Source organism: Acidobacteriota bacterium, assembly GCA_026707545.1.
Classification (GTDB): domain Bacteria; phylum Acidobacteriota; class Thermoanaerobaculia; order Multivoradales; family Multivoraceae; genus Multivorans.
On sequence record JAPOWR010000005.1, the window covers coordinates 274,474 to 297,390 of the forward strand.

Annotated in this window: 23 protein-coding genes and 1 pseudogene; 19 read left to right on the forward strand and 5 right to left on the reverse strand. The window is 69.8% G+C overall.

Features of this window, described 5'->3' with window-relative positions:
- Positions 1-10 precede the first annotated feature (10 nt).
- Together OXG83_17220 and OXG83_17225 are read left to right on the forward strand one after the other, a co-directional pair.
- Positions 11-1,003 (forward strand): radical SAM protein, encoded by a 993-nt coding sequence (locus tag OXG83_17220; GenBank protein MCY3966761.1) that lies wholly within the window; start codon positions 11-13, stop codon positions 1,001-1,003.
- Positions 1,004-1,037: 34 nt separating this feature from the next.
- Positions 1,038-2,663 carry a tryptophan 7-halogenase gene (locus OXG83_17225; GenBank protein MCY3966762.1) on the forward strand — a complete coding sequence of 542 codons (1,626 nt, stop codon included), beginning with the start codon at positions 1,038-1,040 and terminating at the stop codon, positions 2,661-2,663.
- A 330-nt stretch (positions 2,664-2,993) separates the two neighbouring features.
- On the opposite strand, the gene OXG83_17230 is transcribed toward OXG83_17225, so the two are convergent.
- Complete coding sequence (locus OXG83_17230; GenBank protein ID MCY3966763.1) at positions 2,994-3,881, reverse strand: hypothetical protein; 888 nt, start codon at positions 3,879-3,881, stop codon at positions 2,994-2,996.
- The gene (gene tmk, locus OXG83_17235) at positions 3,878-4,525 is read right to left on the reverse strand and encodes a dTMP kinase (protein ID MCY3966764.1); all 648 of its coding nucleotides are present in this window, start codon (positions 4,523-4,525) and stop codon (positions 3,878-3,880) included. The genes OXG83_17230 and tmk overlap by 4 nt, the downstream gene beginning before the upstream one ends.
- A gap of 52 nt (positions 4,526-4,577) precedes the next feature.
- Here tmk and OXG83_17240 point away from each other — a divergent pair, with 52 nt between their 5' ends.
- The 4 genes from OXG83_17240 (at position 4,578) to OXG83_17255 (ending at position 8,163) form a co-directional block, all read left to right on the forward strand.
- On the forward strand, positions 4,578-5,663 hold the full coding sequence (locus OXG83_17240) for a DsbA family protein (GenBank protein ID MCY3966765.1): 1,086 nt from the start codon (positions 4,578-4,580) through the stop codon (positions 5,661-5,663).
- A 58-nt stretch (positions 5,664-5,721) separates the two neighbouring features.
- Positions 5,722-6,354: a nitroreductase family protein gene (locus OXG83_17245; protein MCY3966766.1), complete on the forward strand. Its 633-nt coding sequence runs from the start codon at positions 5,722-5,724 to the stop codon at positions 6,352-6,354.
- 16 nt (positions 6,355-6,370) lie between these two features.
- Complete coding sequence (locus OXG83_17250) at positions 6,371-7,426, forward strand: sugar phosphate nucleotidyltransferase (protein MCY3966767.1); 1,056 nt, start codon at positions 6,371-6,373, stop codon at positions 7,424-7,426.
- A 65-nt stretch (positions 7,427-7,491) separates the two neighbouring features.
- A complete protein-coding gene (locus OXG83_17255; GenBank protein MCY3966768.1) occupies positions 7,492-8,163 on the forward strand; it encodes a tRNA (guanosine(46)-N7)-methyltransferase TrmB in 672 nt (223 codons plus the stop codon).
- Here the strand turns inward: OXG83_17255 and OXG83_17260 are convergent.
- The gene (locus OXG83_17260; protein ID MCY3966769.1) at positions 8,130-9,317 is read right to left on the reverse strand and encodes an HD domain-containing protein; all 1,188 of its coding nucleotides are present in this window, start codon (positions 9,315-9,317) and stop codon (positions 8,130-8,132) included. The genes OXG83_17255 and OXG83_17260 overlap by 34 nt on opposite strands.
- 83 nt (positions 9,318-9,400) lie before the next feature.
- Here OXG83_17260 and OXG83_17265 point away from each other — a divergent pair, with 83 nt between their 5' ends.
- From OXG83_17265 to OXG83_17320, 12 genes and pseudogenes are all read left to right on the forward strand, one after another.
- Positions 9,401-10,141, forward strand: coding sequence for an outer membrane lipoprotein carrier protein LolA (locus OXG83_17265; protein ID MCY3966770.1), 741 nt, complete (start codon positions 9,401-9,403; stop codon positions 10,139-10,141).
- Between the two features lie 7 nt (positions 10,142-10,148).
- Positions 10,149-11,285, forward strand: a complete 1,137-nt coding sequence (gene tgt, locus OXG83_17270) for a tRNA guanosine(34) transglycosylase Tgt (protein ID MCY3966771.1) — start codon at positions 10,149-10,151, stop codon at positions 11,283-11,285.
- A 66-nt stretch (positions 11,286-11,351) separates the two neighbouring features.
- Positions 11,352-11,663, forward strand: a complete 312-nt coding sequence (gene yajC / locus OXG83_17275; protein MCY3966772.1) for a preprotein translocase subunit YajC — start codon at positions 11,352-11,354, stop codon at positions 11,661-11,663.
- Positions 11,660-13,237 carry a protein translocase subunit SecD gene (gene secD / locus OXG83_17280; GenBank protein MCY3966773.1) on the forward strand — a complete coding sequence of 526 codons (1,578 nt, stop codon included), beginning with the start codon at positions 11,660-11,662 and terminating at the stop codon, positions 13,235-13,237. The genes yajC and secD overlap by 4 nt, the downstream gene beginning before the upstream one ends.
- A 10-nt stretch (positions 13,238-13,247) precedes the next feature.
- Positions 13,248-14,423: a protein translocase subunit SecF gene (gene secF / locus OXG83_17285; protein ID MCY3966774.1), complete on the forward strand. Its 1,176-nt coding sequence runs from the start codon at positions 13,248-13,250 to the stop codon at positions 14,421-14,423.
- A gap of 9 nt (positions 14,424-14,432) precedes the next feature.
- On the forward strand, positions 14,433-16,661 hold the full coding sequence (locus OXG83_17290; protein ID MCY3966775.1) for a bifunctional (p)ppGpp synthetase/guanosine-3',5'-bis(diphosphate) 3'-pyrophosphohydrolase: 2,229 nt from the start codon (positions 14,433-14,435) through the stop codon (positions 16,659-16,661).
- A 149-nt stretch (positions 16,662-16,810) separates the two neighbouring features.
- On the forward strand, positions 16,811-17,494 hold the full coding sequence (locus OXG83_17295) for a PKD domain-containing protein (GenBank protein ID MCY3966776.1): 684 nt from the start codon (positions 16,811-16,813) through the stop codon (positions 17,492-17,494).
- A 773-nt stretch (positions 17,495-18,267) separates the two neighbouring features.
- A pseudogene (locus OXG83_17300) lies at positions 18,268-18,465 on the forward strand (PKD domain-containing protein).
- A 12-nt stretch (positions 18,466-18,477) separates the two neighbouring features.
- The gene (locus OXG83_17305) at positions 18,478-18,684 is read left to right on the forward strand and encodes a tetratricopeptide repeat protein (GenBank protein MCY3966777.1); all 207 of its coding nucleotides are present in this window, start codon (positions 18,478-18,480) and stop codon (positions 18,682-18,684) included.
- 20 nt (positions 18,685-18,704) lie between these two features.
- Positions 18,705-19,178 (forward strand): acetyl-CoA carboxylase biotin carboxyl carrier protein, encoded by a 474-nt coding sequence (accB, locus tag OXG83_17310; GenBank protein ID MCY3966778.1) that lies wholly within the window; start codon positions 18,705-18,707, stop codon positions 19,176-19,178.
- A 42-nt stretch (positions 19,179-19,220) separates the two neighbouring features.
- On the forward strand, positions 19,221-20,612 hold the full coding sequence (locus tag OXG83_17315; GenBank protein MCY3966779.1) for an acetyl-CoA carboxylase biotin carboxylase subunit: 1,392 nt from the start codon (positions 19,221-19,223) through the stop codon (positions 20,610-20,612).
- Complete coding sequence (locus tag OXG83_17320; protein ID MCY3966780.1) at positions 20,609-21,307, forward strand: thiamine phosphate synthase; 699 nt, start codon at positions 20,609-20,611, stop codon at positions 21,305-21,307. The genes OXG83_17315 and OXG83_17320 overlap by 4 nt, the downstream gene beginning before the upstream one ends.
- Before the next feature lie 18 nt (positions 21,308-21,325).
- Here the strand turns inward: OXG83_17320 and OXG83_17325 are convergent, their stop codons facing one another.
- Positions 21,326-21,442, reverse strand: coding sequence for a MetS family NSS transporter small subunit (locus OXG83_17325; GenBank protein MCY3966781.1), 117 nt, complete (start codon positions 21,440-21,442; stop codon positions 21,326-21,328).
- Positions 21,443-21,521: 79 nt separating this feature from the next.
- Between OXG83_17325 and OXG83_17330 the strand changes: the two genes are divergently transcribed.
- Positions 21,522-22,034 carry a shikimate kinase gene (locus tag OXG83_17330; protein MCY3966782.1) on the forward strand — a complete coding sequence of 171 codons (513 nt, stop codon included), beginning with the start codon at positions 21,522-21,524 and terminating at the stop codon, positions 22,032-22,034.
- Here OXG83_17330 and OXG83_17335 read toward each other — a convergent pair whose 3' ends face one another.
- Complete coding sequence (locus tag OXG83_17335; protein MCY3966783.1) at positions 22,035-22,880, reverse strand: tetratricopeptide repeat protein; 846 nt, start codon at positions 22,878-22,880, stop codon at positions 22,035-22,037. It lies immediately after the preceding gene.
- Positions 22,881-22,917 lie beyond the last annotated feature (37 nt).

Genomic DNA, 22,917 nt, shown 5'->3' on the forward strand with positions numbered 1-22,917 from the left:
GATAGCGGCGATGAGGGCGGGGTCCGGGCAGGCGCCACCGGCCTTCGATCCGGCCGCCGTGCGGGCCCTTCGACCCCCGCGCCCGGTGCACGATCCCTGGCGGTCCCAGGGTGTGACGGTCGAGCTGGAGCGGGGCCGCGATGGTGAGCTCCGGCCCTGGGCGACCGTGTTCCTGACCGGGGCCGAGTGTCCGTTCACCTGCGTCTTCTGCGACCTGTGGCGGTACACCACGCCCCGACCGACGCCGGAGGGCGCGCTGCCGGCGCAGTTGCGGGCGGCCCTGGAGGATCTGCCCGGCCTGCTCGACGAGGCGGGTCTCGAACGCTGCGACCGGCTCAAGCTGTACAACGCGAGCAACTTCTTCGAGCCGCGCGCGGTGCCGGAGGCCGACCTGGAACCGATCGCGCGGCTTGCCGACGCGTTCGAGCGGGTGGTCGTCGAGTGCCACCCGCGCCTCGTGGATGGCCGGGTGCGACGCTTCGGCGACCGGCTCCGGGGCCGTCTGGAAGTGGCGATGGGCCTGGAGACGGCGCATCCCGAGGCCCTGCCGCGGCTGGGCAAGCAGTTGACCGTGGAGCAGTTCGACCGGGCCGCGGCGCGGCTCCAGGCGGACGGCATCGGCCTGCGGGTGTTCGTGCTGGTCGGCGTGCCCTTCGTGCCGGCGGAGGAGCAGGCTCACTGGGCGGCGGCGAGCGTACGGCACGCGGTGAAGGTCGGTGCCCGCTCGGTGGCGCTGATCCCGGTACGGAGCGGCAACGGTGAACTGGAACGGCTGCAGCGGCTGGGCTGGTTCGAGCCGCCGGATCTGGCGCTGGTGGAGGAGTCGCTGGCGCGGGGGATGGAAGCGGCCGGCAGTCGTGCAGCGGTGCAGGTGGACCCCTGGGATCTCGGGCGCGTGGAGTCGGCGTGCGGCGCCTGCCGGGCGGCGCGGCTGGCGGCGATCCGGGAGATGAACCGGATGGGTGTGGCACTACGAACCGGGTGCGATGAGTGCTGCGGCTGAGCGGCGGGGAGGGGGTCGTATAGCGGCCACGACCGTGGCCCGGGCCAGAAGGCCCGGGTTACTCGGGGATACCGTCGAGCGGCGCGAGGTAGTTATTGCGGGTGGGGGTTTTGGGGGTTCTGTGCTGGGGCGGGCGCTTCACGCGCAGGGCCGGGACGTGCTGTTGCTGGAGCGCGGCCGCCACCCGCGGTTCGCGCTGGGCGAGTCCTCCACTCCGCTCGCCAATCTGGCCCTGGAGCGGCTGGCGGTGCGCTACGGCTTCGACGATCTCTGGGCGCTGGCCGCCCACGGGCGCTGGCGCCGCCGGTTGCCCGAAGTGGGCGGTGGGCTGAAGCGGGGATTCTGCTTCTACTCCCACCGTCCGGGCCGGGCCTTCGTGCCGGACACGGCCGGCAGCGGCCGCCTGGTCGTTGCCGCTTCGCCGGACGAGGAGGTGGCGGACAACCAGTGGCTCCGCGCGGACGTGGACCGCTTCGTGTTCGAGCGGGCGCGGTCCGAGGGCGTGGACTGCCGCGAGGAGACCGCGGTCGAGGTGCTGTCCATTCCGGATGAGCCGGAGGCCGGCCCGGTCCGGATCCGGGCGGGCGACCGTCTGGTCGAGGCCGGGCTCCTGGTCGACGCGACGGGCGGATCGCCTCTTGCCGGGCGTCTGGGCGCGCGGTCGCTGCGGCCGCGGCTGCAGACGACGCTGGTGTACTCGCACTTCGACGGCGTCGCTTCCTTCGACCGCGGCGACGACTGGCCGGATTCGCCCTTTCCCGAGCGCTGGAGCGCTGCCCACCACCTGCTGGAGGAGGGGTGGATGTACCAGCTCGCCTTCGACGACGCCTCGGTGAGCGCGGGCGTCCTGCTTCCGGAAGACCGTCCGGCGGCCGCCGCGGCGATCGAAGAACTCGGTGGCGGCGGTGCGGATGCGTCCGGGGCCGAAGCGGTCTTCGCCGGCCTGCTCGCTCGCTATCCCTCGCTGGCGTCCCAGTTCGCCGGCCACCGGCCTCTGCGGGACCTGGCGGCGCGGTCGGGCGTCGCCTACCGCCGTGACCGGGCCGCGGGCCCGGGATGGCTGCTGCTGCCTCACAGCTACGCCTTCGCCGACCCCATGTTCTCGACCGGCATCGCCTGGAGCCTGCTCGCCGTGGAACGGATCGCCGATCTCTGCCGCCGCGGGCTGCCGGCGCCGGCGGAGGTCGAAAGGTACGGCCGGCTCCTGGCCGTCGAGGCGGACCACATCGACCGGCTGCTCGTCGCCGCCTACCGGCTGATGAACGACTTTGAGGGCTTCACCGCCGCGGCAATGGCCTACTTCGCGGCCGCGAGCTTCGACGAGCTGCGGCAGCGGTTGCTCGACCCTCCGGAGGGGGGCTGGTGCTGGCTGGGTTTCCTCGGCGCGGACGAAGAGGTCCGCCGCCGGCTGTTCGAGGAGCTCGACGAGCGCTCGGCCGACCCGGTGACGGCGGGTGGGCTGGCCGGGCGGATCGGCCCGGCGATCGAGTCACGGAACCTGATCGGCCTGGACGATCCGAGTCGGCGGAACGTCTATCCGGTGGATTTGACCGACATGGCGCGCCGGCAGGACCGGATCGCGGCCCGCCTTGGAGTGGAACTGGAAGAGGTGCGGCGCCGCTGGCCACGGCTGCGGAGTCCGGAGCGGATGCCGGGCTAGGAGGCTGCGGTCGCCGGCCGCTGGCCGGCGGCAGTGTTCCCGGGGCTGCGCCGCTTCGCGGCTCCGCCCCTGAAGCGGACCAGAAGGTCCGCGCACCCAGAGCACGGCCTTGCCCGGCGGGAGAGTCTCTACTGCAAGCTCATTGCTCGCAGTGACGTCATGACATCTGCATGTAGAGAACCCCGCCGCTCCGGGGTGGCTCTCTGGGTGCGCGGACCTTCCGGTCCGCTTGCCGCCGAAGGCGGCCACAAACCCGCCGCCGCGAAGCGGCGACCGCAACCGCAGCGGCGCCACGTCATCCGCATGTAGAGAAGCCCGCCACGCCGGGGTTCAAGGCGGCCCGAGCAGTTCGTTCACCGAGCTCTCGAAGCCGGTCTGCGGACGGTCCCTCCGGAGGCGGCGGACGGCCAGGCCTTCGATGATCCGGCGGGGCTGGATCGAGCGCTGCCGCAGGCGGTGGGCATCGAGGAGGTCGGCGGCCAGGGCCAGGGCGGCGGCGCGGTCGGCCCGACGTTCCAGGCCGGACGCCGCAGCGGCCACGGCGCCGGCGATCCGCGTCCAACCCTGCCGGGCGCGGATGTCCTCGAAGCCGCCGCCTTCGAGAAGACGTGTGGCCAGGGCAGAGACCCACAGGGCGAACGACTCGTCGCCGGGGCGCCGGCGCCACAGGTCGAGCAGGTCGGAGGCCAGTTCGTCGTCGTCGCCGGCGTCGCCGGCGCCGAGGTAGACGGTCCACGACCGGCTGCGAAGCGTCGGCAGCAGCTCGCTGGCGGACGAGGCCAGGAGCAGGAAGTTCCTGGGCGACCTGTCGGCCGGCTCCTCGAGGGTCTTGAGCAGGACGTTCGCCCCGGCCGGATGGAGCACCTCCGCTTCGACGATGACGAACACCTGGCCACGGGCTTCGAACGGCGACACCTGGGCCGTCTGCAGGAGGGCTCTGACCTTCTCCACGGGGATGACCGTCTCCCTCTTCTTCGGATCGCGGCGGGCGAACACGAAGTCGGGATGGAAGACACCGTCGTTCTCGATGTCGATTCGCCGGCAGTGCTTGCACCGGCCGCAGGGCCTCGTTTCCGGCTCGCCGGCGCACAGGAGCGCCCGCGCGATCTCGTTGGCCAGGGCGAGCCGGTCCGCCGGCTCGCCGCCGTGAAGGATGATCGAGGGGTACAGCCGGCCGGTGGCGGCGAGCGAGGGCAGTTGCTCCGCGGCTCGACTCATGCCCGGCGTACCTGATCGCTCTGCAGTTGCGGGAAGAGGTCCGCCAGCGCGTCCTCGACGGCTCGCGCAACCGTCTCGATGGGCGCCGCCGCGTCGATGACCCTGAAGCGATCCGGTTCGCCGGCGATTCGCTCCCGGTACGCGGTATGCACGCGCCGATAGAACGTCAGGTTCTCCCGGTCGATTCGGTCGGCGGCACGCCCGCTGCACCGCCGCTGCGCTTCTTCCGGCGGCAGGTCGAAGAAGAGGGTGCGGTCGGGCGTATGGCAGCCGGTGGCGAGCCGGTCGGCCTCGGCGATCAACTCCGGCTGCAGGCCCCTGCCGCCGCCCTGGTAGGCGTAGGTGGAGTCCGTGAAGCGGTCGCACAGGACGATCGCGCCCGCGGCCAGCGCCGGCTCGATCACTTCGATCAGGTGCTGGCGGCGGCTGGCGAACACGAGCATCAACTCGACCAGGCCGTCGACCTGGGCCGCCTCCCGTCCCAGGAACAACTCGCGCAGCAGATCGGCGAAGGGGGTGCCGCCTGGCTCCCGGGTGACGACGTGGGCGACTCCATGGTGCTCGAGGCGCCGCGCCACGCGTTCGAGTTGCGTCGACTTGCCGCTGCCGTCGAGGCCCTCGAAGGTGATGAACCGTCCGGTCATCCAGGTGTCATGGTAGCGCTCCGGTAGAGTGAGTTTCCGGAGGAGGCGAGCCTTGAGTACACAGATTCCAGCGCAGAGGAACCGGCCCGGTTGGACCCTGCACGCGGCGCTCTACGTGGTCCTGCTGGCGGTGATCGCGTTCCTCGTCCTGCGCCCCGAATCCGGGGTTTCGGCGCAGGAGGAGAGCGTTCAGGATCGGGCCGCGGCCCGGCTCGACGGCGTGGACATCGGCCACGGCGAGGCCCTGGATCGGGCGGCCGCGCAGTTGGACCAGTTGGAGCAGCAGCGCATCCAGTGCGACCTGCAGGTCGACTCCGAGCGGCACCAGTTGATCGAGCGGACACTGGAGGGGATCGTCCGCGACCGGCTGGTCGTCGCCGCGGCCGGCGAAGCGGATCTTTCGCCGGAGGCCTGGCGGGAGGCGGAGATGGAGCGTCTCCAGGCCGAGTTGACGGACGAGGAGATCGACGCCTTCTTCGTCGAGAACGAGGGGCGCATCCGGGGCGGGCGGGAAGAGCTCGAGCCCCAGGTTCGGGTCTATCTGGCCCAGCAGCGGTTCGTCGAGGACCTCGAGGAAGGGCACGAGATCGAGTACCTGCTCGATCCGTACCGTCTCTCCGTCGAACCCGGAACGGGGCCGGAACGGGGCGGGGCGGAGGCCCCGGTGACGATCGTGGAGTGGTCGGACTTCGAGTGCCCATACTGCAAGAGCGTGCTGCCGACCCTGGAACGGATCCTCGAGGAGTACCCGAACGACGTGCGGCTCGTGTTCCGTCACTTCCCCCTGCATGCGATCCACCCCAACGCCCAGGCGGCGGCCGAGGCCGGGATCTGTGCCCAGGATCTCGGCGCCTTCTGGGAGTTGCACGACCTGATGTTCGAGGAGCAGGATGCGCTGAGCCTGGACGACCTGAAGGACAAGGCGGAGCGCGCGGGCCTCGACGCGGAGGCCTTCGCCGCCTGCCTGGAGGCCGAGGACACGGCGGATCGGGTGGAGGCCGACCGGCGGGCCGGCATCCTGGTCGGCGTCAACGGGACGCCGGCGCTGTTCGTGAACGGCCGGCCGCTCGCCGGAGCGGTGGCCTACGAGGAACTGGCCGGCGTCGTCGAGGACGAGCTCGAGCGAACGAGTGGGTAACAGCCCGGACGCTCCCGTCTTCGTTCCCTACCGGCCGGCCCGCGTGGAGCCGGCGGAGATGGAACGCCGGGCGGAGCGGATCTTCGAGGAGTTCGACAGCCGGCGCAGCGTGCGCTTCTTCACCGACGAGCCGGTTCCCCGCGGGCTGATCGAACGGGCGATCGAGGCCGCGTCGACCGCGCCGTCGGGAGCGCATCGCCAGCCCTGGCGGTTCGTGGCGGTCAGCGACCCGGGGATCAAGGCGCGGATCCGGGAGGCGGCGGAAGCGGAAGAGAAGCACAGTTACCTGGGTGGGCGCATGCCGGACGAGTGGCTCGAGGCGCTCAAGCCACTGGGCACCGACTGGCGAAAGCCGTTCCTGACCACCGTGCCCTGGATCGTCGTCGTGTTCGCCGAACTCTTCGGCTTCGACGAGCAGGGGGCGAAGCGGAAGAACTACTACGTCAAGGAGAGCGTCGGCATCGCCTGCGGCCTCTTCATTGCCGCCCTGCACCGAATGGGACTCGCCACCCTGACCCACACGCCCAGCCCGATGGGGTTCCTGAGCGAGATCCTTAAGCGGCCGCCGAACGAGAAACCGTACATCCTGTTTCCGATCGGCTACCCGGCGCCGGACTGCGAGGTGCCCGACCTGCGGCGCAAACCACTGGCCGAAGTCGCGCTGTGGCGCACGGATGGCGCCGGCGACTGAGCGGGCGGCCTCAGCGATGATCGGTCTGATCCTGGCCGGCGGCGTGGGCTCCCGCTTCTGGCCGGTGAGCAGGAGGCGCCGCCCGAAGCAACTCCTCGATCTGCTCGGCGGCGGCTCGCTGCTCGCCGCAACGGCGCGCCGCATCGAGCCGCTCTGCGGCGCGGACGGGATCTGGGTGTGCACGACCGAGGAACTGGCCGCCGCGGTCGCGTCCGAGCTGCCGGAACTCGCCACTTCGCGCGTGCTTGGCGAACCGAGCGGCCGCAACACGGCGCCGGCGATCGGCTGGGCGGTGCGATCGATGCCGGAGGAGGTGCGGGGCGGCGTGATCGCGGTGTTTCCGTCCGACCACTGGGTCGCCGACGAGGACGCGTTCCGGGAGGTTCTTCGCCGGGGCGCGGTTGCCCTCCGTGAAGGCGCCTGTGACGTGGTCACGGTCGGTGTCGAACCCGCCTGGGTCGAAACCGGGTACGGCTACCTGGAACTCGCGAAGCCCCCGGTCGAGGGCGGAGTGGAGCCGGTCACGCGGTTCACCGAGAAGCCGGACCCGGAGACCGCGGCCCGTTTCAAGGCCTCCGGCCGCCACTTCTGGAACGCCGGGATCTTCCTGTTCCGGGGTGACGTCCTGCTCGATCTCTACGGCCGGCACCTGCCGGAGCTGGCCGCCGGCCTGGAGCGCCTGGCGGCGGAGGACGGCGATGCACAGCGCCGGCGCGCGCTCTACGCCGATCTCGAGTCCGTGTCGATCGACTACGGCCTGATGGAGAAGCTCTCTTCGATCGGCTGCGTGGTCGCCGACTGCGGTTGGAGCGATCTCGGCTCGTGGGCGTCCCTGGCCGAGGCGTTGCCGGCGGACGGCGACGGGAACCGGACGGTGGGTGACACGGTCGCCGTCGATGCGCGCGACAACCTGCTGTTCGCCGACGGCGGTACCGTGGCGGCGATCGGAGTCGAGGGCCTGGCCGTCGTGCGGACCGGCGACGCGGTGCTCGTCGTGCCGCGAGAGCGGGCGCAGGACGTGCGGCGAATCGTGGACCGGTTGCGGGCTCTCGGCCGCCGGGATCTGCTCTGAGCGCGTCACCCACGGTCGTCTGGCGCGGACCCGGCGCGCCGGGAACCGGGAGTGCCGAAGCCGGATTGCGCGGTCTGGGGGCGTGCCGGTCCGAGCTGCTGGCGACGCTCAAGTCGCGCTCGGATTGGGAGGTCGAGCTGGGGTTCGGCAAGGGCCGGTACCTGCTCGGGTCGGCGTCGGCGATGCCCGGCCGGCCGTTCCTGGGCGTCGAGATCGTGTCGAAGTACTTCCGCCTGGCGGTGCGGCGGGCTGCCGCTCGACGGCTGGACAACCTGATCCTGCTCCGCGGCGAGGCGCTCTACCTGATCTCGACCCTCTTGCCGGAGGCGATGGCGCGCACCGTCCACATCTACTTCCCCGACCCCTGGCCCAAGAGCCGGCACCACCGCCGGCGTCTGCTCGATCCGCGCACGGTCGATCTCGTGCTGTCCCTGCTCGAGCCGTCCTCGGGACGGCTGTGCTTCGCCACGGACCACGACGAGTACGGCGAGGCGGTGGTGGAGACGCTGGAGCGCCATCCGGCGGTCGAGGTCGAGCGTCTCGTGGGTGGCTGGCCCGAGGGGCCGCGCACGAACTACGAGGCGAAGTTCGAGGCGCGCGGCCGGCACATCCTGCGGCTGATGGCGGGGCTTCGGCCCGGCGCCGCCAGCCTGCTCCATCCCGCCGGCCGGGATGCGATCCTGGTCGCGCCGGCGGCCGCGGATCAGCCCGCCAGCTCGAGCCGCACTTCGTCGTAGACGGCGTCGCTGCAATAGACGCGGTAGCGGTCGATGCGCCGGAGGTGGCGCATGAAGTGGCTGGCCTCCCCGAGTGGCACCAGCCGGCCGCCGGCCTGGCGCACCGGGACCCGGCCGCGGCCGAGACGGTGCGGATCCTTGGCGGAGTTCGAGATCAGCAGACCTCTGCCGTACCGCTCGCGCAGCGGTTCCAGGCGCCGCTCGAACGCCCGCTTCTCTTCGGGTTCCAGGTGTTCGTCGGTCTCGTGCGCGAGCCGGAAGTGGGCGCGGTCGGTGATGGCGCGCGCGTGCAGGCTGTCCGAGCGCCGCATCCGGGTCATCATCTCGGCGTCGTCGTCGGCCAGGAAGCGTTCGGGTTCGCTGCTCCAGGTGATCTTCTGCTCGTGCAGCCACTCGTTCAGGTGGAGCTCCAGGGCCTTGCCGGTGACGTGGAAGTAGACCTGGGTGAACATGTAGTAGCGGGCCAGGATGAGGCTTTCGACGGCGTGCAGGCCCTCGGCGTCGATGCCCAGCCGGTGCTCGCCGGACTCCGGGTCGAGCAGGGGCCGCACCGTGGAGATCACCTGGTCGAGGTCGAAGGTCCCGTAGCGGACTCCGCAGAACAGGGAGTCGCGCAGCAGGTAGTCCATCTTGTCGACGTCGAGTTCGCCGCTGACGATGGGAGAGAGCAAGCGCTCCGGTCCTTCGAGCCGGTCGCCGAGCAGCCGGATCACGTCGGAGCTTGCGATGCCGTCGCCGAAGCGCTCGAAGACGCCGTAGATCTCGTCGCCGGCGAGCAGCCGGCGGCTCATCTCCTCATGGTCGATGCCGTCCTCGAACAGGTCTTCGGCCCAGTGGCTGAACGGGGCGTGGCCGAGGTCGTGGAGCAGGGCGGCGGCCCGGACCAGGCGCCGGGCGCGCGCCTGCGGCCCGGGGTCGAACGGTGTTCCCTCGACCCGCGCCAGGGTGTCGTAGACGCGCCCGGCCAGGTGCATCGCGCCGAGCGCGTGGCCGAAGCGGCTGTGCTCGGCGCCCGGGAATACGAGATGCGTCAGACCGAGTTGGCGGACCTGTCGCAGGCGCTGCATCGGCCGGGTGCGGATCAGCGCCGCTTCCAGTTCGTCGGCTTCGATGAAGCCGTGGATGGGGTCGCGGAAGGAGAGACTGCGAGGCACGTGGAACGGATACGGAGTCTTCCGGGTACGAGGTTCCGACCCGGGGTTGCTACTCTACGGTCAGGTTCGCCCCGCCTGCAGTAATGAAGAATCGCACCGTCAATGCGCCGTGGGTCAGTGCGCTGTTCGCGGCCCTGGTCGCGGCCCCTGCGCTTTTGGGCCAGACGCCGGAAGCGCCGGCCGCCCCGCCCGATCCGGCGGCTGGGGGCATCGACCTGCGCGAGCGCATGAGCCGGTTGGTGGAGCGTGTGAAGTACGAGCAGAACCGGATCGTCACTCTCCAGGCGCGCCTGGTGCAGCACGAGACCAGCGAGCTGCTGCTTGAGCCGGAAGAGAGCTGGGGCTGGTTCCGCTACCGGCCGCCCGAGGAAGTGCGGTGGGAGATCGTCGAACCCAAACCGATGGTGATGACCGTGCGGGGCGACGTGGCGACCACCTGGTACGAGGATCTCGGCACCGCGAAGGTGGCCGAGGTGGGTCGCCTCTCGGAGCAGGTGCTGACCTATCTGGGTCCGGCCGGCAATCTCGAGACGCTGATGAAGTACTTCACGGTCCAGGTGGAGTTCCCCGAGGAGGAGGGCGCGCCGTACTTCCTGCACCTGACGGCGGACTACCGGAGGGTCGAGAAGTACGCCAAGACGATCGACATCTGGATCGCCCCGGAGACCTTCCTGCCGCAGAGGTTCAGGGTCGTGCACGTCAGCGGCGACGAGAGGCTGATCGAGCTGGCGGACATGGTCCTGAACGAGCCGATCGATGACGGCGAGTTCATCCTCTCGCTGCCGGACGACGTCGAGGTGACGAAGGTCGACCTCAAGCGTTAGGTATCGGGTGGGGGAGCTACGGTTCCGCGTCGAGCGCCGCGACGGACTCGCCCGTCTGGGCCGCCTCCGTACGCCGCACGGCGAGGTGGAAACCCCGGCGTTCATGCCGGTGGGCACCCTGGGAGCGGTGAAGGGGATGGGCCAGGACCTGCTTGTGGCTTCCGGGGCGCAGATCCTGATGACCAACCTCTTCCACCTGCTGGAACGGGTGGGCGTCGAGCGCATCGTCGGCCTGGGCGGCCTGCACCGCTTCATCGGCTGGGACGGTCCGCTGGCGATGGACAGCGGCGGCTACCAGGTCTTCAGCCTCGCCGGTCTGCGCCGGGTCAGCGACGGCGGGGTGCTGTTCCAGAGTCCGCATGACGGCAGCCGGGTGGAACTGACCCCGGAGAGGGTGGTCGAGGTCCAGGACCTGATGGGCGTCGACCTCGCGATGGTGCTCGACGAGTGCCCGCCCTGGCCGGTGGAGCGCGAGGTGGCGGCCGAGTCGCTCAGGCGTACGACGCTGTGGGCCCGCCGTTCTCTCGACCGCTGGGGGGCCGCCGGAGGCAGCGGCGCGGCCGGCCTGTTCGGGATCGTCCAGGGCAGCTTCTTCGAGGACCTGCGTCTGCGCGCGGCCGCGGACCTGGCCGCGCTGCCGTTCGACGGCTACGCGATCGGCGGCGTCAGCGTAGGCGAGGGACGGGACCTGGGACGGCAGGCGGTGTCCTGGGTGGCGCCCGCCCTGCCGGAGGACCGGCCCCGATACCTGATGGGCCTGGGCACGCCGGAGGACATCCTTCACGCCGTGGGTCTGGGCGTCGATCTGTTCGACTGCGTGCTGCCGTCGCGCAACGCCCGGCACGGCACGCTGTTCTCCTCGACCGGCATGGTGCGGATCAAGAACGCCCGCTACCGGGACGACCCGCGCCCGGTGGACGCCGCCTGCGGCTGCTCGCTCTGCAGGCTGCACAGCCGCGCCTTCCTGCACCACCTGTTCCGCTGCGGCGAGATCACGGCCAAGGTGCTGGCCACCGAACACAACGTGCGCTTCTTTCTGCACTTCATGGCCGGGCTGCGGCGGGCGATCGCGGCCGGCGAGCTTGCCGATTTCGGCGGGGCCGGCGGGCGGGAAGGCACTGCGGCGGAAGCAGAACGGCGATAGGGTTACGCCTTGCGGTGCGGGCTGCGAGAGGCTTGCTTGCCCGCACCACCCTAGGAGCACCCCGAGATGATTCCTGATTCCCTGTTGTTTGTGGCCGCTGGCGGCGCGCCGTCGGGCCTGATCTCGATCCTGCCGCTGATCCTGATCGGCGGCATCTTCTACTTCCTGCTGATCGCGCCGGAGCGGCGCCGCCGGAAGCAGCTCCAGGCGACGGTCGAAGCTTTGAAGCGGGGCGACCGGATCCTGACGCAGGGCGGCCTCTACGGCGAGGTCATCTCGACCGAGCCGAACGCCGTGATCGTGAAGATCGCGGACGGAGTCAAGGTCAAGGTGACCAAGGCCGCGGTAACCGGCCTCGCCGAGGAGCCGAAGTCATGAACAGGAACCTGCTCCTGCGGGGCCTGCTCGTCGTCGTCGTGGTCGGCACGTGCGCCTTCTGGGCGTTCCCGCTCGCCGACAAGATCCAGTTGGGCCTCGACCTGCGCGGCGGCATTCACCTGCTGCTCGAGGTGCTGACCGACGATGCGCTGCGGGCGGAAGCGCAGAAGGACATCGACAGCCTGGTCCAGGAACTGGACGAGAAGGGGGTCTCCGGCGTCGCCGGCGCGACCGAATCCCCGGTGAGCTTCCGGCTCACGGGCCTGCCGCCCGACCGGGACGAACTGTTGCCCGGCATCCTCGAGGAGACGATGCCGTACTGGACCTGGAGGAGAACCGGCGAGGACGTCGTCTTCGACCGCCGGCCGGACGAGGTGAACAACATCCGCGAGCAGGCGATCAACCAGGCCCTTCAGACGATCCGCAACCGGGTCGACGAGTTCGGCGTCGCCGAGCCGGTGATCCAGCGCCAGGGTCTGGGCAGCAACCGGCTGGTCGTCCAGCTCCCCGGCGTCGACGATCCGGAACGGGTGAAGAACCTGATCAAGAACACCGCCTTCCTCGAGTTCCGCCTCGGTGTGTATCCGCCCCCGACGGGTGCGCCGGCGCTGGACACGCAGGAGATCCTGAGCCAGTACGGGGGCACGCTTCCGGATCACCTCGAGATCGTGCCCCAGGACCAGCGCGACGCCGACGGCAACGTGATCGGTCAGGTCTACTACGCGCTCGAGAAGCGGTCGGTGATCACGGGGCGCGATCTGAAGACGGCGCGGGCCGGGCTCGGACAGTTCCAGGAGCCGGTGGTCAACTTCTCGCTCACCCACGAGGGCGCCCAGATCTTCGAAGAGTGGACCGGTGCGAACATCGGCAATCCCCTGGCGATCGTGCTCGACGGCCGGGTGCAGTCGGCGCCGACCGTGGAGGGACGGATCTCCGACTCCGGGATCATCCGCGGGCAGTTCACCCAGCAGGAAGTGGAGGACCTCGCGACGGTGCTGCGTTCCGGCGCCCTGCCGGCGGGCATCGAGTACCTGGAGCAGCGGGCGGTCGGTCCGTCCCTGGGACAGGACTCGATCGAGCAGGGCACGCGCGCCTTCGCCTACGGCATCGCGCTGGTCCTGGTGGCGATGCTGGTCGTGTACCGGGGTTCGGGCATCAACGCGATGGTGGCCCTGGGGCTCAACTTCGTGCTCGTGTTCGGCGTTCTGGCGTACTTCGGCGCCGCCCTCACCCTGCCCGGCATCGCGGGCCTGATCCTGACGATCGGCATGGCGGTGGACGCCAACGTACTGGTGTTCGAGCGGATCCGCGAGGAGCTCCACAACGGGCGCACGGTCAAGGCCGCCGTCGTTTCCGGCTTCGGCAAGGCCTGGTCGTCGATTCTCGACGCGAACCTGACGACCCTGATCGCGGCCATCTTCCTGATCAACTTCGGCACCGGGGCGATCCGCGGATTCGCGGTGACGCTCACGGTCGGCATCCTGGCTTCCGTGTTCACGGCCGTCTTCAACAGCCGGCTCCTGTTCGACCTGCTCCTCTCGCGCTCGGGCCGCGTCGAGCGTCTGTCCATCTGAGGGTCCGTCGATGGAGTTTTTCCGCAATACGAGTTTCGATTTCATGCGCCTCCGGCGCGTGTGTCTGGGTCTCTCCACCGTCGCGGTGGTCGCCGCGCTGGGCTTCATCTTCAGCCGCCCGTTGAACCTCGGCATCGACTTCGCGTCCGGCACGCAGATGATCGTGCAGTTCGCCGAGCCGCCGGATGTCCAGGAGGTTCGAGGGCTGCTCGAGGAGGCGGGGATCGAGAGCGCGTCGATCCAGTCGTTCGGCACCGAGGAGGACAACTCGGTCATCCTCAGGACCTCGACCGCGGAGGATGGTGGAGGAGAACGCACCGTCCGGATCGAGGAGATGTTGCAGCGGCACTACAACAGCGGCGTTTCGGGCTTCGACCTGAACCGGCAGGGCACGGAGGCGTTGGCCTCGCTCCTGCTCGAGGCCGATCCGGACGACCTGCGGGCCTCCGGCGACGACATCGCCGCCCGGGAGCACTACCGCGCGGCGTCCGCCGAGGTGATGGCGCACCGCCGGGACGAGGGCCTGATCAAGGACTGGTCCGCCGTCCAGCCGGGCGAAGCGCTGAGCGAGGCGGCGGTCGCGGCGATCCGTGAACGGGCGACGTTCGGCAACTTCGCGGTGCTGTCGAGCGACAACGTGCTGCCCCAGATCGGCAGCGAGCTGCGGCGAAAGGGGTTGCTGGCCATCGCCTTCGCGCTGGCGGGCATTCTGGCCTACATCTGGTTCCGCTTCGAGCTGCGCTTCGGCATCGGCGCCCTGGCGGCCCTCGCGCACGATGTCGCCGTCTGTCTCGGCCTGTTCGCGTTTGCCGGCTATGAGTTCAACCTGACCACCGTGGCGGCGTTCCTGACCGTGATCGGCTACTCCGTGAACGACTCGGTCGTCGTGTTCGACCGGGTTCGCGAAAACCTGCGGCGCAACCGGCGCGAGAGCCTGGTGCAGGTGCTGAACCGGAGCCTGAACCAGACCCTGTCGCGGACCGCCCTGACCTCGGGGACCACGCTGCTGGCCGTCGGCAGCCTGTTCATCCTGGGCGGCGACGTGATCCGCGGTTTCTCCTTCCTGCTCCTGGTCGGGGTGCTCGTCGGCACTTACTCGTCGATCTACGTCGCGAGTCCCATCGTGCTGATCTGGGAGAGTTCATTCGGCCGCGAACGGCGGCAGAAGAGGGCGGCCGCGGCGTAGGGGGAGACGATGGCTCTGGTGACACGACCCCGGGATCCGCTGCCAGTGCGGGAGCCTGGGGACGTGGGAATCGGGGAAGTCATTCGTCGCCTCGAAGAGAACGACCGCACCTGCGACGAAGCCTGGCTGCGCCGCGCCTACGAGTACGCGGAGCGGTCCCACCGGGGCCAGGTGCGCCGCTCCGGCGAGCCGTACATCCATCATCCGCTGGGCGTCGCCCACATGCTGGCGGAGTTCCGGTTCGACCAGACGAGCGTCGCCGTCGGACTGCTGCACGACGTCCTGGAGGACACCGGCGCAACGAAGAAGGATCTCGCGGCCGAGTTCGGAACCGAGATCGCCGACCTGGTGGACGGTGTGTCGAAGATCGGCCGCCACGAGTACGTCCACAGCGACGAGGTGCAGGCCGAGAGCTTCCGCAAGTTGATCCTGGCCTCGGCCCGCGACCTGCGGGTGATCGTGGTCAAGCTCGTCGACCGCCTGCACAACATGCTCACCCTGGAGCCGCTGGAGCCGGCGAAGCGGCGGCGTATCTCGCGCGAGACGCTGGAGATCTACGCGCCGCTGGCCCATCGGCTGGGGATGTGGCGAATTCAGGGAGTGCTGGAGGATCGGGCGTTTCGGCACCTTCATCCGCACCACTACGAGGACATCAGGAAGCAGCTCGATGAGCGGATCAAGGGCGCCCGGAGAACGACCCGGCGGATCGCCGAGCGTATGCGGGAGGCGCTCGAGCGAGCGGGCATCGAAGCCGAGATCAGTCACCGGGTCAAGGGCTACTACTCGATCTACCAGAAACTCCGCCGCCAGAAGATCGATCTGCCGGATCTGTTCGACTTCCTGGCCTTCCGGATCATCACGGTCGACCTGAAGGACACTTACGCCGCACTCGGCGTCGTGCACCAGATGTGGCGCCCCATCCCGGGGCGCTTCAAGGACTACATCGCGATGCCGAAGCCGAACCTCTACCAGTCGCTGCACACGAGCGTGCTGGGCCGTAGCGGCCAGCCGTTCGAGGTTCAGATCCGGACCCAGGCGATGGACATGCTCGCCGAGGAAGGCGTGGCGGCTCACTGGCGGTACAAGGGAGGCCAGCTCGACACGGATCAGAACGACGCCAGCATCGTCTGGCTCCGGCAACTCCTCGAGTGGCAGCAGGAAATGCCGGATCCGCGCGCCTTTCTGAGCGCGCTGAAGATCGACCTGTATCCGGACGAGGTCTACGTCTTCACGCCCAAGGGCGACGTGTTCTCCTTCCCAAGGGGCGCGACCCCGCTGGACTTCGCGTATCGCGTTCACACCGAGGTCGGCCACCACACGAGCGGTGCGCGGGTGAACGGGCGGCTGGTGCCTCTGCGCACCGAGCTGAGCAACGGCGACATCGTCGAGATCGCGACGAACCCGAACCGCGAACCCAGTCGCGACTGGCTGAACATCGTCGCCACGGCGCGGGCGCGGAGCAAGATCCGCCACTGGATCAACGCCGAGCAGAAGAAGCGGGCGATCGAGATCGGCCGGACGATGCTCACCAATGAACTGCGGCGCTATCGCGTGAGCCCGCGCCGCGTGTTCGAGTCGGATGAAATGGCGGCCTTCGTGGCGGCGGAAGGACACGGGAGTATCGACGAGCTGTTCAGCCGGCTGGGCTTCGGCCGCGGTTCGGTCAAGCCGGTGCTGCGAGCGGTGCTGCCCCCGGAGCGTCTGCGACGCCGGGATCAGGGGCCAAGCCGCATCCGTCGGGCGGTGAGCAAGGTGCTTCCCCGCGACGAGGCGAGGCTCGTCGTCAAGGGCGAGAACGACATGCTCGCGTTCTTCGCGGGCTGCTGCAGCCCGCTGCCGGGCGAGGAGATCATCGGCTTCGTCACCCGCGGAAGGGGCGTCTCCGTGCACTCCGTCGACTGCCCCAACGTGCGCAACCTGCTGTACCACCCGGAACGCGAGATCCGGGTCGAGTGGGCGCGCCGCAACGATGCGATGTTCGCGGTCTCGCTCGTCATCGAGACCCGCGACCGGCCCGGCGTGCTGGCGCGCGTTACGGAGGCGATCGCGAAGCAGGGCAGCAACATCCGCCACATCGAGAGTCACGACCGCGGCGCCGGCGAGGCGTCGATCGACGTCGTCGTCGACGTCCGCAACCGCAAGCACCTGAACCGGCTCCAGCAGTCGCTCGAGGAGCTGTCCGCGGTCCGCACCGTCAAGCGCCTGCAGGGCTCACCGCCGGCGTCGGCCGCCGGTTAGCGGGCGGGCTGTTTCGGGCTCATCCGTCCGATCCTGCGGCCGGAGGGGAGGGTCCCCGCGGCCGCTCCGCCGAGCGCTATAGACGAAGTCGAGTGCGGGGCCGTAGACGAGATTAGAGACGGATCAACGAACTCATGGAGGGGAACAACATGTTGACGACTCGTCGAATCCACGTTGTTGTGGTGGCGCTGCTTCTCGGCTTCGGCCTCACGACGGCTGCTGTCGCCCAGAACGCGGAGGAGCAGTCGACCCAGTACAGACGACCGGCCGGGTCGGTCACGATCCAGGTGACGCCGAGCAGCGTGCCGGAGAACGGCGGGGAGGTCGAAGTGTTCGCCCTCGTGCGCGACGACCGGGGGCGGCCGCTGGAGAACGCGAAGGTGAACTTCATCACCGAGACCGGAACGCTCGGTTCCGGAGGGCGGTTGGTCACGACCGGAGCGGACGGGGGCGTCGCCGACCGGCTGACGGTGACGGCAGCGGAACTCGCTACCGTGGAGGAGAACAGGTTTTGGCTGCAGGCGGCGGTCGGCTCCGGCGGCCGACAGCTGGTCACGAGGGACGTCAGCATCCGCATCCAGCGAGTGCCGGAGGCTGCCTTCAAGTACAGTCCCGGCGGTCTGCAGGTGGTCTTCAGAGATGTTTCCGTCGGCCAGGTGACGAGCAGACAGTGGGACTTCGGAGACGGTGCCACGAGCACACGGCAGAGCCCGTCCCATACCTTTGCCGAGCCCGGCTACTACGCGGTCACTCTGCGTGCCGCCAACTCGGTGGGATCGGACGAAGTGACCAGACTGGTCTGGGTCGGCCCGGGGCCGTCACCGAGCGAGTAGACGGTCTTTCCGTAGCGTTCGTATACTGATTCGAGAAGATGGATACTCGGCGCCGATTCCTGCCTGCCGCTGTCGTCGCCAGTATGTCCCTGGCGCTGTTTGCGGCGTGCGACAAGACGAGCCCGGTCGCGCCTGCGGGGACGCTGATCACGATCAGCGCGAATCCGGATCGCATCCCTTCGGACGGGAGCGCCGAGATCCGCGTCGTGGCGCTGCGTCCGAACGGCACGCCGGTCAGCTCGGGCACCCTGATTCGGCTGACGACGACGCTGGGCACGATTCCGTCGAGCGTCGGCGTCGACGATCGTGGCGAGGCGCTGGCGACACTGGAGGCGAACGGTCAGTTCGGCGTCGCCACGATCTCCGCCAGCACCGGCGGTTCGGAGACGGCGACGGTGGACGTCCAGCTTGGTCTTTCGCCGGCTTCCGTGACGGTGCAGGTCACGCCGAACAGCGTGCCCGAGACAGGAGGCGAGGCCGATCTGCTGGCGATCGTCCGTGACGACCGGGGCCAGCCGCTCGAGAACGCGGAGGTCAACTTCCGCACCGAGGTCGGCACGCTCGAATCGGGCGGCGGATTGATCTCCACCGGGGCCGACGGCACCGCGTCGGACCGGCTGATCGTCACTTCGGGCGATCTCGACACCGTGACGGGCGACAGCTTCCAGGTCGGCGTCGACGTCGGCAGCGGCGGCGGCCAGTTGGTGACGACGAACGTGAGCGTGGCCATTCAGAGGCTTCCGCGGGCGGACTTCACCTTCAACACCCGGAATCTGCTCGTCGCGTTCGAGGACACCACGGCCGGCCGCACGACGAGCTGGCTCTGGAACTTCGGCGACGGCAACACGAGTACCCGCCAGAACCCGACCCATACCTACAACGAGCCGGGTACCTACGCGGTCACCTTCCGGGCCACCAACACGCTCGGGTCTGACGAGGTGACGAAGTTCGTCCAGGTCACGGGCCAGTAGCCGCGGCCAGCGATGGCAGCCAAGGGAAGCACCGGGGCTGCTCATTCGCCGACGCCGACGGTCACGCTGGGCGAGTTGTACCTGGCGCAGGGACATCGGCGTGAGGCCGCCGAGATCTTCGAGCGGGTTCTGAGGGCCGACCCGGCCAACCGGCGCGCGCGGGAGGGATTGGAAGGTCTGCGCGCGAAGTCCCGGCCCGCGGCCGCGCGAAGGTCGTAGAGGCTACAATCCGCGCCGTGCTGAGCAATGAAGAAGTCGATGCGCTGATCCGGTTCGTCGCCGAGGAGCGGCGAGGCGGCTCGGACCTCTCCATCGAGTACCAGGTGGACGGCCTCTACCTGCGGGTGGGCGGCGATCACGGGGGAGGCGCCGGAGGTCCCCGCGTGGAACGGGGCTCGGTGGCGGCACCCGCCACGGCAACGCCGGTGGCGGACGAGGTGACTCCGAGCGAGGACGAGGAGGAGCCGGCGCTCGACGGACACGTGCTCAGTTCGCCGATCGTGGGCACCTTCTACGTGGCCCCCAGCCCCGACGCATCGCCCTACGTCGAAGTCGGCTCCACCGTGGAGAAGGGGCAGGTCGTCTGCATCGTCGAAGCGATGAAGCTGATGAACGAGATCGAGGCCGACGTCTCCGGCGTCGTCACGACCGTGGTGCCCGGGAACGGCGACGCGGTCGAGTTCGGCGCGCCTCTCTTCGTGATTCAGACCTGACGCCCAATCGTCGCGGACTCCGTGTTGTTCCGCTTGCGGCGCATGCTTGGGGTTGAGCGACCCGTCGCGGCGCGCGCCGGGGGCACCGCGAGGCCGTTCGGCAGGATCCTGATCGCCAATCGGGGCGAGATCGCGGTGCGGATCATCCGCGCCTGCCGGGACCTCGACATCCCGACGGTCGCGGTCTTCAGCACCGTGGACCGCGACGCGCTGCACGTGCGGCTCGCCGACGAGGCCGTCTGCGTGGGGCCTCCGTCGCCGGCCGGGAGCTACCTGCACCAGCGGAACCTGCTTTCGGCAGCGAACATCACCGGCGCGGAGGCAATCCATCCGGGCTACGGATTCCTGGCCGAGAACGCCCACTTTGCCGCCACGGTGAAGCAGTGCGGCCTGACCTGGATCGGCCCGTCGCCGTCGTCGATCCGCGCGCTGGGCGACAAGAACAAGGCGCGGGAGGCGGCGGTGGCGGCGGATGTGCCGGTGCTGCCCGGCGGCCCCTTGCCCGGATCGCTTGAAGAAGCCGCCGCGGTCGCCGACGATGTCGGCTATCCGTTGATGCTGAAGGCCGCCGCCGGCGGGGGCGGCCGCGGCATGCGGGCCGTACGTGACCGCGACGACCTCGAAGCGGCGCTCGAGGCGGCGGCGAGCGAGGCCCGCGCCGCATTCGGCAGCGGCGAGCTGATCGTCGAGCGGTTGGTCGGGAAGCCGCGCCACATCGAAGTCCAGGTCTTCGGGGACTCGTTCGGCCGCACGGTCGGGCTCGGCGAGCGGGACTGCTCGATTCAGCGCCGGCACCAGAAACTGGTGGAGGAAGCTCCCGCGCCCGCGATCAGCGGGGATCTCCGTCGATCGCTCGGCGAGGCGGCGCTGCGGCTGGCGAAGCGGGTCGGCTACGCGAACGCGGGCACGGTCGAGTTTCTGGTCGAGGGCGACCGGTTCTACTTCCTGGAGATGAACACCCGGATCCAGGTCGAACATCCGGTGACCGAGTCGGTGACCGGCGTCGACCTGGTCAAACTGCAGATCCTGGCCGCCGCGGGCGAGCCGCTGGGGCTGCCCGACAGCACCTCGATCAGCGGTCACGCGATCGAATGCAGGATCAACGCGGAGGATCCGGAAACCTACGCACCCTCGCCGGGCACGCTCAGCGGCTACCGGCCCCCCTCGGGACCGGGCATCCGCGTCGACAGCCACGGTTTCGAGGGCGCCTCGATGCCGCCGCACTACGATTCGCTGGTGGCCAAGGTGATCGCCCACGGGGCCGACCGCACCGAAGCGATCTCCAGGATGGCCCGGGCGCTCAGGGAGTTCGAGGTGGACGGCATCCGCACCACGCTGCCGCTCATGCGGAGGATCGTGGAATCACGGCCGTTCGCCGAGGCCGAGCTGGACACCGGGTTTCTCGATCGGCTGGAGCGGCAGGGAGAGGGATGAGCGCTCCTGGGCCGACGCTGCGGCCGCCTGCGAACCGCCTCTACGCGATCGTCGATACGGGATTCTTCGGCTCCGAATCCGAGGCCGTGGTCGGTACGGTCAAGACGCTGCTCGACTGCGGCGCGCGCTGGATCCAGTTTCGCGCAAAGGGGGTGCCGGACCTGGTGATGTGGCGGCTCGCCGAGGCGGTAGGGCCCTTGTTCGAGGAGGAAACGGGCGCGGGCGGCGAAGCGGACGCACCGCTGCTCTGGATCAACGACAACGCGGCGGTGGCAGCCGGGCTGGCGGCGAGCGGCTCGCGCGTCGGTCTCCGCGTGGGTCTTCACCTGGGCCAGGACGACCTGCCCCCCGTGGCGGCGCGGCTGTCGGTTCCTCCCACCTGTCCGATCGGCCGCTCGACCCACGGCCGCGAGCAGGCCGCGGAAGCGGACCGCGACCCGGCCGTCGACGTGCTGGCGATCGGCCCGGCGTTCGGAACGACGACCAAGGACCGGCCGGACCCGGTCGTCGGGCTCGCCGGTGTAACCGCCGCGCGCGCGGTCACCTCGAAGCCCCTGATCGCGATCGGCGGCATCGACGCCGAGCGCGCTCCGCGCGTCATCGAGGCCGGCGCCGACGCGGTGGCGGTCATCTCGGCTCTCGACCCGACGGACCTGGTGGTCTCCTGCCGCCGGCTGCTGCGATCGCTCGCTTGAGGATTCGTGGAGCGGTCTTCAGCCGTCTTGGGATCGAGAGCGCTCGCTCCTGAGCGCCCGGATCAGGAACAACGTGAAGCCGCCCCAGACGAAGCCGCAGATCAGGATGAGTACGAGGATCGCTAACGGGGACATGGACTTGAGTAGCTCCGTCGGGGACTATACGCCACGGCCTTCCGTCGCTCGCGGCCCCTTCGCGTGTACCCTCCGAGCCATGCGCGTCTTCCTCGTCGGCTTCATGGCGGCCGGCAAGAGTCGGATCGGACGGCGGCTGGCCCGGTCTCTGGACTGGACGTTTCTGGACCTCGACTCGGAGATTGCCGAGCATGAGGGACAGCCGGTAGCCGACCTGATCGTTGAGCGCGGCGAGACCTATTTCCGCGAACGCGAGACGGCGGCTCTCGAGCGCTGCGCCAAACTCGAACACGCAGTGATCGCCACTGGTGGCGGCGTGTTTACCCTGGAGCGGAATCGCCGCCTGATCGCGGACCTCGGCACCAGCGTATGGCTCGATCCGCCCTGGGAAGCGCTCTGCCGCCGCGCGCAGCAGTCCCATAAACGCCGCCCGCTCTTCGAATCCCCGGACCAGGCACGAGCTCTGTACGAGAGCCGTCTGGAGTCCTACGGCCAGGCCGATGTACGGATCCGAACCCGGGGCACGGAACGCAAGCGTGACGTCGCGGCTGCGATCATCCGGCGGCTTGTCCTGGCGCGGGAGGACGCCTAGCTACAACGGGTTGTTGACGATCTCGTCGACGGTCTTGCCTTCGCGGGCCTGGGCGGCGACCTGTTCGAGGCGGGGGCTGGAGCGGACCTGGTTGGCGCCCTCCCAGGTTGCGATGGCGCCGTCGCGGTCGCCGAACTGGAGCAGGAGAAGGCCTTGCATGAGCGCCGACTGTTCGTGGCCGGGATCGCTCCTGAGCGACCGCTCGAACGCGCTCAGGGCGACCTGGGTCTGTCCCATCTGGAGACGGACCATGCCCGAAACGAAGTGTGCGTCGGGGTCCTCGGGGTCGACCTGCAGGATCTGCTGTGCCACCTGGAACGCGTCGAAGGCGCGGCCGTTCGTCAGCAGGAGCTGCATCAGGGCGCGCATCGCGTCGAGGTCCGAGGGATCGGCGTCGATCTGTCGCTGCAGCTCGACGGCTCGGGACGCCAGCTCGGGTGGGAGCGGAGCCTGGCCGCGGAAGTCCGTCTCGCCGCTGCCCTGCGCCATCGCCTGCTCGGCCTGCGGATCGGGCCGGGCGTCGATCTGGGCCCAGATGACGAGGGCCGCGACCAGCCCTACCACGCCGCCGCCGAGAAGGGCCCCGGAGAGCAGGGGGTGCGCCTGGGCGAAGGCGTTGCCGGCGGTCGCTGCCGTGGGCTGCCGCTTGCCGCCTGTGTCCGGAGCGATGCCGGCGATCGCTTCCTCGACTTCGTCGAGCTCCTTCAGCACCCGCGCCGCGGACACCTGGAGCCGCGTCCTGTCGGCCTGCTGGAGTCCGGACTGCGACAGGCGGCCGAGCAGATCCTCGCGGCGGCTCGCGAGATCGGCTCGCCGCAACTCGAGCGCGGCCGCCCGCGCGGCCACCTCGCGCGGGAGGAAGGCGAACCCGAAGCCCAGACCG

Bases quoted from the DNA above. Each gene is read 5' to 3' on its own strand.
- OXG83_17220 (MCY3966761.1), top strand. From the start codon at position 11: ATGAGGGCGGGGTCCGGGCAGGCGCCACCGGCCTTCGATCCGGCCGCC.
- OXG83_17230 (MCY3966763.1), bottom strand. From the start codon at position 3,881: ATGAGTCGAGCCGCGGAGCAACTGCCCTCGCTCGCCGCCACCGGCCGG.
- tmk (MCY3966764.1), bottom strand. From the start codon at position 4,525: ATGACCGGACGGTTCATCACCTTCGAGGGCCTCGACGGCAGCGGCAAG.
- OXG83_17245 (MCY3966766.1), top strand. From the start codon at position 5,722: ATGGAACGCCGGGCGGAGCGGATCTTCGAGGAGTTCGACAGCCGGCGC.
- OXG83_17250 (MCY3966767.1), top strand. From the start codon at position 6,371: ATGATCGGTCTGATCCTGGCCGGCGGCGTGGGCTCCCGCTTCTGGCCG.
- OXG83_17265 (MCY3966770.1), top strand. From the start codon at position 9,401: ATGAAGAATCGCACCGTCAATGCGCCGTGGGTCAGTGCGCTGTTCGCG.
- yajC (MCY3966772.1), top strand. From the start codon at position 11,352: ATGATTCCTGATTCCCTGTTGTTTGTGGCCGCTGGCGGCGCGCCGTCG.
- secD (MCY3966773.1), top strand. From the start codon at position 11,660: ATGAACAGGAACCTGCTCCTGCGGGGCCTGCTCGTCGTCGTCGTGGTC.
- secF (MCY3966774.1), top strand. From the start codon at position 13,248: ATGGAGTTTTTCCGCAATACGAGTTTCGATTTCATGCGCCTCCGGCGC.
- OXG83_17290 (MCY3966775.1), top strand. From the start codon at position 14,433: ATGGCTCTGGTGACACGACCCCGGGATCCGCTGCCAGTGCGGGAGCCT.
- OXG83_17295 (MCY3966776.1), top strand. From the start codon at position 16,811: ATGTTGACGACTCGTCGAATCCACGTTGTTGTGGTGGCGCTGCTTCTC.
- OXG83_17305 (MCY3966777.1), top strand. From the start codon at position 18,478: ATGGCAGCCAAGGGAAGCACCGGGGCTGCTCATTCGCCGACGCCGACG.
- OXG83_17315 (MCY3966779.1), top strand. From the start codon at position 19,221: ATGCTTGGGGTTGAGCGACCCGTCGCGGCGCGCGCCGGGGGCACCGCG.
- OXG83_17320 (MCY3966780.1), top strand. From the start codon at position 20,609: ATGAGCGCTCCTGGGCCGACGCTGCGGCCGCCTGCGAACCGCCTCTAC.
- OXG83_17325 (MCY3966781.1), bottom strand. From the start codon at position 21,442: ATGTCCCCGTTAGCGATCCTCGTACTCATCCTGATCTGCGGCTTCGTC.
- OXG83_17330 (MCY3966782.1), top strand. From the start codon at position 21,522: ATGCGCGTCTTCCTCGTCGGCTTCATGGCGGCCGGCAAGAGTCGGATC.